This window comes from Streptomyces sp. 17_S59 (genome assembly GCF_056930295.1).
Window position 1 is genome coordinate 536,777 of sequence record NZ_JBXOWD010000001.1, and the last position, 10,795, is coordinate 547,571.

Genomic DNA, 10,795 nt, shown 5'->3' on the forward strand with positions numbered 1-10,795 from the left:
CAGCAAACTCCCGAGGGTTTTTCAGGCGTCGGTGTTGATAGCCATGTGAACGAGGCTGTCCAGATCCATGGCGTCGATGGACTCTGGTGTCACAGCAGATGAAGCAGATGAAGCAGGTGAATCGGTGCCGCCGGCGGTGGCCTGGCCGCTCCGGTCACCGGCCGTCTCCGTGGCCGCGCCCCCGCCGCTGAGTGCGCCGTCGAAGCCGGTGAGCCGCAGCAGGGCGTCCAGGACGCCGACCTCCTTGAGGCGGGAGAGCGGCAGGGCGGAGAGCGCGGCGCGGAACTCCGCGGTGGCGTCGGCGCCGCCCAGGCCGGCGGCGGCAGCGGTCGCGGCGTCGGAACCGGCGCCGGAGTCGATCGCCTCGGCGAGCCTGGCCTGAAGGTGGCGTGCCACGGCCCGGGGGGTGGGGTGGTCGAACAGCATGGCCGCGGAGAAGCGCAGGCCGGTCGCCTGGCTGAGGCGGTTGCGCAGTTCGACGACGGCCACCGAGCTGAAGCCGGACTGGAGGAAGCCCCGGTCCGGGGAGACCGCCTCCGGGTCGGAGTGGCCGAGCACGGTGGCGACTTGGTCGCGCACCAGGCCGAGCAGGGTCCGCACCTGTTCGGCCTCCGGCAGCCCGGCCAGGCTCTGCGCCAGCTGTTCGGCCGCGTTCGCCGGGGAGTCCTCCCGGCGGGCGGTCGCGGCCGCCCGCCTGCGTACGGGCCGTACGAGCCCGCGCAGCACGGGCGGCGGCGGAGTGTCGGCGCCGCCCGGCCCCGCCAGGTCCAGGCGGGCCGGGACGCACAGGGCCCGGTCGCGGAGCAGGACCGCGTCGAACAGGGCGAGGCCCTCCTCGGCGGACATCGCAACGGCGCCCTCGCGCCGCATCCGGGCCATGTCGGCCTCGGTGACCTGGCCGCCCATGCCCCGGTCCTCCTCCCACAGGCCCCAGGCCGCGGAGACGGCGTGCAGGCCGCGCGCACGGCGCTCGTACGCGAGGGCGTCCAGGAAGGCGTTCGCGGCGCCATAGCTGGCCCGGCCCGCCGCTCCGAACACCCCGGCCATGGAAGAGAACAGGACGAATGCGGAGAGGTCGAGGCCGGCCGTCAGCTCGTGCAGGTGCAGTGCGGCGTCGGCCTTGGGGCGGAACACTCCGGCCAGCCGGTCCGCGTCCAGCGACTCGAGCACGCCGTCGTCGACGACGCCCGCGCAGTGGACGACTCCGGTCAGGGGCCGGTCGTCCGGGATCGAGGCCAGCAGACCGGCGAGCGCTTCGCGATCGCCGACGTCGCACGCCTCGACCCGCACCCGCGCCCCGGCATCCGACAGCTCCGCGACCAGCGCATCCACACCGGGAGCCGCGAGGCCGCGCCGCGATACCAGGAGCAGATCCCGCGCCCCGTAGGCCGACACCAAGTGGCGAGCAATCAAAGCACCCAGACCGCCGGTGCCACCGGTCACCAAGACCGTGCCCCGAGGATCGAAGGATGCCTCCGACCTGCCCTCGGGCAGCGCAGCCACTCGCGTCAGACGCGGTACGAACGCCCGCCCGCCACGCACGGCAATCTGCGACTCCCCGGAGTCCAGGGCGGCCGCCAGGGCGATGCGCAGCGCCGCGTCCTCCTCGGCCGGGGTCCGGCCGTGCCCCACATCGACGAGCAGCAGCCGGTCCGGGTGCTCCCGCTGGGCGGAGCGCATCAGGCCCCAGACCGGGGCCGCCGCCAGATCGGCAACGCCCTCGTCCGGGCCCACGCCCACGGCCCCGCGGGTCAGCACCACCAGCCGCGAGTCCACAAAGCGCTCGTCCGACACGAACTCCCGTACGGTGCGCAGTGCGTGCGCCGTGGCCGTCGCGAGGTCTTCCGCCGGGTCGCTCTCGTGCGCCCAGACCACCAGCGCGGGCGCCGCCGCCCCGGACGCCTCTGCCGAGCCCCAGACGCCCCAGCCGGACGGCGGCTGCGCGGAGACCGCGGCCGGAGTCCACTCCATGTCGAACAGCGCATCGCGCAAGGAGTCGGCGGCGTTGTCCAGTTCGTCCCTCGCCACCGGACGCGTCGCCAACCGCCGCACCGACAGCACCGGAGCGCCGTCCCCGTCGACCACCCGGACGGACACGCCGCCATCGCCCGACGGCGCCACGCTCACCCGCACCGCCGAGGCACCCACGGCGAACAGCTCGACGCCGGACCACTCGGACGGCAGCCGGACCTCTTCGGCAGACGGATCCACCGAGAGGCGAAGGGCGGCGTCCAGCAGCGCCGGGTGGATGCCGTACGCGCCCGCCTCGTCGTTCACCGAATCCGGCAGCTCGACGGCGACGAAAGTCTCGTCACCGCGGAAGTCCGGGGCGGTCCCCTCGGCGCCGTTTCGCGTCAGGATGCCGGACGCGTACAGCGTCCAGACCGCGTCGTCCGTCGCATCGCCGGGCCGCGCGAACACCTCCACGGCGGACCGGCCGTCCTCGTCGGTCTCCGACACCAGCACCTGGACGGACACGGCGGAGGTGGGGGCGGAGGCGGTACCGGCCTCGTCGTCGGGAATCACGAGGGGCTGGTGGTAGGTCAGCTCTTCGAGGTGGGGGCACTTGACGTGATCGCCCGCCTGGAGGGCGAGTTCGACGAGTACGGAACCGGGCAGGACGACCCGGCCGAACATCGTGTGGTCGGCCAGCCACGGCTGCTCGGCCAGGGACAGCCGACCGGTCCACAGCACGCCACGGCCCTCGGGCAGGGAGACCGTCGCACCCAGCAGGGGGTGACCGGCGGCCACCAGGCCCAGGCCGGCCGCGTCGCCGGGGTTTGCCGGAACGTCGAGCCAGTAGCGCTCGCGTTGGAAAGCGTACGTCGGCAGGTCACGGGTGACCGGGCCGGTGCCCAGCACAGCATGCCAGTCGACCTCGGCACCACGGGTGTGGACCTGGGCGACGGCTTGCAGGAGGGCGCGCGGTTCCGGTGCGTCGCCGCCGCGCAGTCCGGGCGCGAACAGGGACGAGGTGTTGTCGTCGTCTGCTGCCGTCAGGCAGTCCGGGCCCAGCGCGGAGAGCACGCCGTCGGGGCCCAGCTCCAGGAACACCGACACGCCCTCGGCGTCCAGGCTGCGCACCCCGTCCAGGAAGCGGACCGGCCGCCGCACGTGCCGCACCCAGTACTCGGCCGAGCGCATCTCTTCCGGGTCGGCTATCGCGCCGGTCAGGTTCGACACCACGGGCACGTCGGGCGTGCGGTACTCGAGCTTCTCCGCCACGGACCGGAAGTCTTCGAGCATTCCGTCCATGTGCGGCGAGTGGAACGCATGGCTGACCGTCAGCTGCTTGGCGCGGCGGCCCTGCTTCTTCCAGGCACCGGCGAACTCCTCCACTGCGTCGCGGTCGCCGGAGACCACGACGGCGGAGGTGCTGTTGATCGCTGCGATCGCCAGTCGGTCGCCGTAACCGGCGTCGGCGAGTGCGGTGTGGACCTCGTCCTCCGCGCCCTCGATCGCGGCCATGCCGCCATCCGCAGGCAGCGCCTGCATCAAACGGCCACGCGCCGCCACCAACCGCACAGCGTCAGACAGCGACAGCACACCTGCGACGTGCGCGGCTGCGATCTCCCCCACGGAGTGACCGATCAGGAAATCGGGCCGCACACCCCACGACGACACCAGCCGGAACAACGCCACCTCAAGCGCAAACAAACCCGCCTGCGCATGAACGGTCTGGTTCAGCTGCTCCTCAGCAGAATCGCCGTTGCCGAAGACCACATCCCGCAACGACCCGCCAAGCTCCGCGTCGAAAAGCCCGAGGATCTCGTCCAGCGCCTCGGCAAACACCGGGAAAGCCCCATACAGCTCCTGGCCCATGCCAACCCGCTGACTGCCCTGACCCGTAAACATCACGGCAGTACGCACAGGCCCATCAGCCACCCCACGCACCACCCCCGGGGCACCCTCACCACCCACAAGAGCATCGAGGCCGGTGAGGAGGTCGCCGGTGTTGTCGGCCAGGACCACGGCCCGGTGCTCGAAAGCCGACCGGGTGGTGGCCAAGGCACGGCCTACCGACTGGGCATCCAGCGGCTGTTGGCGGGTGACGTGCTCGCGCAGCCGCTGCGCCTGCGCCCGCAGGGCAGCTTCTGTACGAGCCGACACCAGCCACGGCACCAAGCCCGCCGGGGCACCCGGCTCAGGCTGAGCGGTCGGCTCCTCTTGCGGAGCCTGCTCAAGAATGACGTGCGCATTCGTGCCACTGATACCGAACGACGACACACCCGCCCGGCGCGGACGATCGGCCTCAGGCCACGGCTGCGCTGCATCCAGCAACTTCACCGCACCCGCCGACCAGTCCACCAGCGGAGTCGGCTCCTCGGCATGCAAGGTCCTGGGCAAAACCCCGTGGCGCATGGCCATGACCATCTTGATCAGACCACCGACACCCGCAGCCGTCTGCGTATGCCCCAAGTTCGACTTCAGCGAACCCAGCCACAACGGACGATCCGCAGGCCGGTCCTTGCCATAGGTGGCCAGCAGCGCTTGCGCCTCGATCGGATCACCCAGCTTCGTACCCGTGCCGTGCGCCTCCACCGCGTCCACGTCGCCCGCCGTGATCCCGGCATTCGCCAGCGCCTGCCGGATCACCCGCTCCTGCGCCGGACCACTCGGCGCCGTCAACCCATTGCTCGCACCGTCCTGATTGACCGCGCTGCCGCGCACGACCGCGAGCACCCGGTGTCCGTTGCGACGTGCATCCGACAACCGCTCCAGCACCAGCACACCGGCACCCTCGGACCAACCCGTACCGTCCGCACCAGCCCCGAACGCCTTGCACCGACCGTCCGAAGACAACCCACCCTGACGGCTGAACTCGACGAACGCTCCAGGCGACGACATCACGGTCACGCCACCGGCCAGTGCGAGGGAACTCTCGCCGCGCCGCAGCGAATCCGCGGCCAGGTGCACCGCCACCAGCGACGACGAACACGCCGTGTCCAGCGTCACCGCAGGCCCCGAAAGGCCGAGGGAGTACGACAGGCGGCCCGACGCGACGCTGCCGGCGGAACCGAATCCGAGGAAGCCTTCCAGGCCCTCGGGGATGTCCGGCAGCCGCGAGCCGTAGTCGTGGTACATGACGCCCGTGAACACGCCGGTCTCGGTGCCGAGGAGGGACTTCGGATCTATCCCGGCATGCTCGACCGCCTCCCAGGAGGCTTCGAGCAGCAGGCGCTGCTGCGGGTCCATCGCCAGCGCCTCGCGCGGCGAGATCCCGAAGAACTGCGCGTCGAAATCCGCGGCGTCGTACAGGAAGCCGCCTTCGGCCACGTACGACTTCCCCGCGGCGCTCTTGTCCGGGTCGAAGAGTTCGCGAACGTTCCAGCCCCGGTCGTCGGGGAAGGGTCCGACGGCATCCCTGCCGTCGAGGACCAGCTGCCACAGGTCGTCCGGCGTGCGCACGCCGCCCGGGTACCGGCAGGCCATGCCCACGATCACGATCGGGTCGTCCGACGCGACGGTCGATGCGGCTGCGAGGACGGGCTGTTCCTCGGCCTTCTCGGCGAGTTCCCGCAGCAGGTACTCGGCGACTCGCTTGGGGGTGGGGTAGTCGAAGACCAGGGATGCCGGGAGGCGGAGGCCCGCTGCCTGGTTGAGGCGGTTGCGCAGCTCGACCGCCATCAGCGAGTCGAAGCCCAGCCCCTTGAAGGGCGTGTCCACCCCTACCGACTGACCGGGCCCGTAACCCAGCACCTGCCCCACGTGGTCCTGGACCAGGTCCAGGACCGTCCGCCGCTGCTCGCCCTCGGTCAGACCGGCAAGTCGTGCGGCGAGTCCCGCCTCGGCAGCCGGGTCCCCGGTCCGGGCGCGCCGCGCCCGGCCCCGCACCAGCGACCGCAGAACCGGGGGGACGCCCTCCGCGCCCCGCCGCTGGAGCCTCGCCATGTCGAGCGGCGCCGGAACCAGCAATGCGGCGTCGGATGCCACGGCGGCGTCGAAGAGCGCCAGCCCCTCCTCCGCGCTCATCGCCGACAGGCCCAGACCCGACAGACGCTCCCGGTCGACCTCCGACAGATCACCCGTCAGACCGCCGTCGGAACCCCACCAGCCCCACGCCAGCGACACACCCGCAAGACCCAGGGCACGGCGCTGCGAGGCCAAACCGTCCAGGAAGACGTTGGCCGCCGCATAGCCCGCCTGCCCCGCACTGCCCACCACACCCGCGAACGACGAGAACAGCACAAATGCCGAGAGGTCGAGATCGGCCGTCAGCTCGTGCAAATGCAGTGCTGCCTCGGCCTTGGGACGCAGTACGGCAGCCAGTCGGGCAGGAGTCAGCAATTCGAGGATTCCGTCGTCGATGACACCAGCGCAGTGGACGACTCCGGTGAGGGGCCGGTCCTCCGGGATCGAGGCCAGCAGACCGGCGAGCGCCTCACGATCGGCGACGTCGCACGCCTCGACCCGCACCCGCGCCCCGGCATCCGACAGCTCCGCGACCAGAGCGTCCGCACCGGGAGCAGCGAGGCCACGCCTCGACACCAGCAGCAGATCCCGCACCCCGTACGACGACACCAAATGCCGCGCCACCAAAGCACCCAGACCACTGGTGCCACCGGTCACCAGCACCGTGCCTTCGGAGCCGAACGGCATCTGCCCGTCCCCGCCCGCAGGCCCGGCAACCCGCGCCAGACGCGGCACGAACGCCCGCCCGCCACGCACCGCGACCTGCGACTCCCCCGAGCCCAGCGCCGTCCGCAGCGCCGCCTCCTCCTCAGCGAAGGAAAGCCCCTGCTCCACATCCACCAGCAGCAACCGGTCCGGATGCTCCACCTGTGCCGATCGCACCAGACCCCACACGGGAGCCACTGCCAAGTCGGCAACGCCCTCTTCCGGACCCGCGCCCACGGCCTCGCGGGTCAGCACCACCAACCGCGAGTCTGCGAAGCGCTCGTCCGACAAGAACTCCTGCACGGCTTCCAGCCCACGCGCCGTCACCGCCGACAGGCCGTCCGCGGAGCCGCCCTCGGGAGCCCAGACCATCAGCGCGGACGCCTCTGCCGAACCCCACACGCCCCAGTCCGACGGCGACTGAGCCGAAGCCGCAGTCCACTCCACACCGAACAGCGCATCCCGCAGCGCACCGCCATCCGCAGCCAGCAGTTGCTCCCGCGACACAGGACGCGTCACCAGCCGCTCGACCGACAGCACCGGCACGCCCGATGCGTCGGCCACCTGGAGCGACACACCGTCGTCACCCGACGGCGCCAGACGGACCCGGACCACCGGGCCGCTCACACCGGACAGCTCGACCCCGGACCACACGAACGGCAGCCGGACCTCTTCGGCAGAGGGATCGATGGCCATGTGCAGGGCGGCGTCCAGGAGCGCCGGGTGAACGCCGAAGCCCTCCGTCCCCCCGGTCACCGCATCCGGCAGCGCGACCTCGGCGAAGACCTCCTCGCCCTGCTGCCAGGCAGACCGCACTCCCTGGAACACCGGGCCGTACTCGTAGCCCTGTCCGGCCAGCCGGTCGTAGAGGTCACTCACACCGACCGGAGCGGCACCCCGCGGCGGCCAAACGACGAGATCGGCATCCGTGCCCCGGGCCCCGGACCCGGCGCCGCTGCCCGTCAGGGATCCGATGGCGTGCAGTGTCCAGGCCTCGTCGCCCACCGCGTCCGCGTCCACGCCACCGTCCGGGCAGGAGTGGACCGTCACCGCGCACCGGCCGGTCTCGTCCGCGCCTGCCACGGCCACCTGCAAGCGCACTCCGGCGGTCCCGTTCAGCACCAAGGGCTGCTGGAGCGTCAGCTCCTCCAAGCGGCCGTGCCCCAGCAGCTCACCCGCCTGAAGCGCCAGTTCCACGAACACCGCGCCCGGCAGCACCACCGAACCGGACACCGCGTGGTCGCCCAGCCACGGCTGCTCGGCCAGGGACAGCCGCCCGGTCCACAGGACACCCCGGTCATCGGGCAGGGACACCACCGCGCCCAGCAGCGGGTGTCCGGCCGCCACCAGGCCCAGGCCGGCCACGTCACCGCGCCGCGCCGGAACGTCGAGCCAGTAGCGCTCGCGCTGGAAGGCGTACGTCGGCAGGTCGGGGGCGACCGGGCCGGTGCCCAGCACGGCGTGCCAGTCGACCTCGGCGCCGCGGGCGTACGCCTTGGCCACGGCTTCCAGAAGCGCACGCGGCTCGGGCACGGCACCGCCGCGCAGTCCGGCGGCGAACACAAGCCTGCGTTCCCCGTCGCCCGTCAGGCAGTCCGGGACCAGCGCGGAGAGCACACCGTCCGGGCCCAGCTCCAGGAACACCGACACACCCTCGGCGTCCAGGCTGCGCACGCCGTCCAGGAAGCGGACCGGCTGCCGCACGTGCCGCACCCAGTACTCCGCCGAGCAGACCTCTCCCGCCTCGGCCACCGCACCGGTCACATTGGAGATCAGCGGAATGCGCGGAGCGTGGTACTCGAGCTTCTCCGCCACGGACCGGAATTCGTCCAGCATCCCGTCCATGTGCGGCGAGTGGAACGCATGACTGACCGTCAACTTCTTTGCTCGGCGGTGGCCCTGCTTCTTCCACCCGTCCACGAATGCCGTCACGGCATCGTCATCGCCGGAGACCACGACGGACGAGGTGCTGTTGATCGCCGCGATCGCCAGCCGGTCACCGTAACCACCCGCAGCAAGCGCAGCCCGGACCTCGTCCTCCGCGCCCTCGATCGCAGCCATGCCGCCATCCGCACGCAGCGCCTGCATCAAACGGCCACGCGCCGCCACCAACCGCACAGCATCAGCCAGCGACAACACACCTGCCACGTACGCCGCCGCGATCTCGCCAACCGAATGACCGATCAGGAAATCAGGCCGCACACCCCACGACGACACCAGCCGGAACAACGCCACCTCAAGCGCAAACAAACCCGCCTGCGCATGAACCGTCCGGTCCAGCTCCCCCTCGGCAGAAGACTCCCCCTCGCCGAAGACCACATCCCGCAACGACCCGCCAAGCTCCGCGTCAAAGAGCCCTGCGATCTCATCCAGCGCCTCGGCAAACACCGGGAAAGCCCCATACAACTCCCGGCCCATACCGACCCGCTGACTGCCCTGACCCGTAAACATCACGGCAGTACGCACAGGCCCATCAGCCACCCCACGCACCACCCCCGGGGCACCCTCGCCACCCACAAGAGCATCGAGACCGGCGAGCAGGGCCTTCTGGTCCTCGCCCACCACCACGGCCCGCTGCTCCAGCTGCGCCCGGGTCGTCGCCAGCGCGCGGCCCACCGCCCGCACGTCCAGCGGCTCCTGCCCGGCGGCGTGCTCGCGCAGCCGCTGTGCCTGCGCCCGCAGCGCAGCCTCCGTACGGGCCGACAGCAGCCACGGCACCGGACCAGCCGGAGCCGGAGCCGCCACCTCCTGCTCGGCTGACGGCTCCTCCTGCGGGGCCTCCTCCAGAATCACGTGCGCATTCGTGCCGCTGATGCCGAACGACGACACGCCTGCCCGGCGCGGGTGGCTGGCCTCGTCCCAGGGCTGCGCCTCGCGGAGCAGCTCGACCGCACCCGCCGACCAGTCGACCAGCGGTGTCGGCTCCTCAGCGTGCAGCGTCCGGGGCAGGACCCCCTGACGCATGGCCATCACCATCTTGATCACCCCGCCCACGCCGGCCGCGGCCTGCGCATGCCCGAGGTTGGACTTCAGCGAGCCGAGCCACAGCGGCCGGTCCGCGGGCCGGTCCTGGCCGTAGGTGGCCAGCAGCGCCTGCGCCTCGATCGGGTCACCCAGCTTCGTACCCGTGCCGTGCGCCTCCACCGCGTCCACGTCGCCCGTCGCGACCCCGGCGTCCGCGAGGGCCTGGCGGATGACCCGCTCCTGTGCCGGGCCGCTCGGCGCCGTCAGGCCGTTGCTCGCGCCGTCCTGGTTGACCGCCGAACCCTTCACCACGGCCAGCACCTGGTGCCCGTTACGACGGGCGTCCGACAGCCGCTCCAGCACGAGCACGCCGACGCCCTCGGACCAGCCTGTACCGTCCGCACCAGCCCCGAACGCCTTGCACCGGCCGTCGACCGACAGCCCGCCCTGGCGGCTGAACTCGGCGAACATGACCGGACTGGACATCACCGCCACGCCACCGGCCAGCGCGAGGGAGCACTCGTCCCTCCGCAGCGCCTGCACGGCGAGGTGGAGCGCAACGAGCGAGGAGGAGCAGGCGGTGTCGACCGTGATGGCCGGGCCCGTGAGGCCGAAGGTGTACGGCACCCGGCCGGAGACGACGCTGGCGGCCGTGCCGGTGCCGTAGTACCCCTCGATCTCGTCCGGCACGGCCGGCAGGCCCGCGGCGTAGTCGTGGTACATCACGCCCGCGTAGACGCCCGTCCGGCTGCCCCTCAGGGTGGTGATGTCGATCCCGGCCCGCTCGACCGCTTCCCAGGAGGCTTCGAGCAGCAGGCGCTGCTGCGGGTCCATCGCCAGCGCCTCGCGCGGCGAGATCCCGAAGAACTGCGCGTCGAAATCCGCGGCGTCGTAGAGGAATCCGCCCTTGCGGGTCGCGCTCTTGCCGGACCGGTCGGGGTCCGGGTCGAAGAGGGCGTCGGTGTCCCAGCCCCGGTCCTCGGGGAAGTCCGTGATGGCGTCCCCGCCGCCGTCCACCAGCCGCCAGAGGTCCTCCGGCGAGTTCACGCCGCCCGGGAACCGGCAGGCCATGCCGACGATCGCGATCGGCTCGCGGTGGCGCAGCTCCACGCTCTGGAGCTGCTGGCGGGTCTGGTGCAGCTCCCGCGCGACCCACTTCAACTTGCTCAGCAGATTCTCGTCAGACATGAGAGGTCACTCCCGCAGAGAGGGC

1 protein-coding gene is annotated in these 10,795 nt (G+C 71.8%); it reads right to left on the reverse strand.

The window, feature by feature from the left end; genetic code table 11:
• Window positions 1-21 precede the first annotated feature (21 nt).
• Entirely contained in the window at window positions 22-10,770 is a 10,749-nt protein-coding gene (locus AC1Z4A_RS02200; RefSeq protein WP_483676108.1) for a type I polyketide synthase, read from the reverse strand.
• Between the last annotated feature and the right edge of the window lie 25 nt (window positions 10,771-10,795).

Excerpts from the sequence above, each read along its gene's own strand:
- AC1Z4A_RS02200 (WP_483676108.1), bottom strand. The coding sequence starts at position 10,770 with ATGTCTGACGAGAATCTGCTGAGCAAGTTGAAGTGGGTCGCGCGGGAG.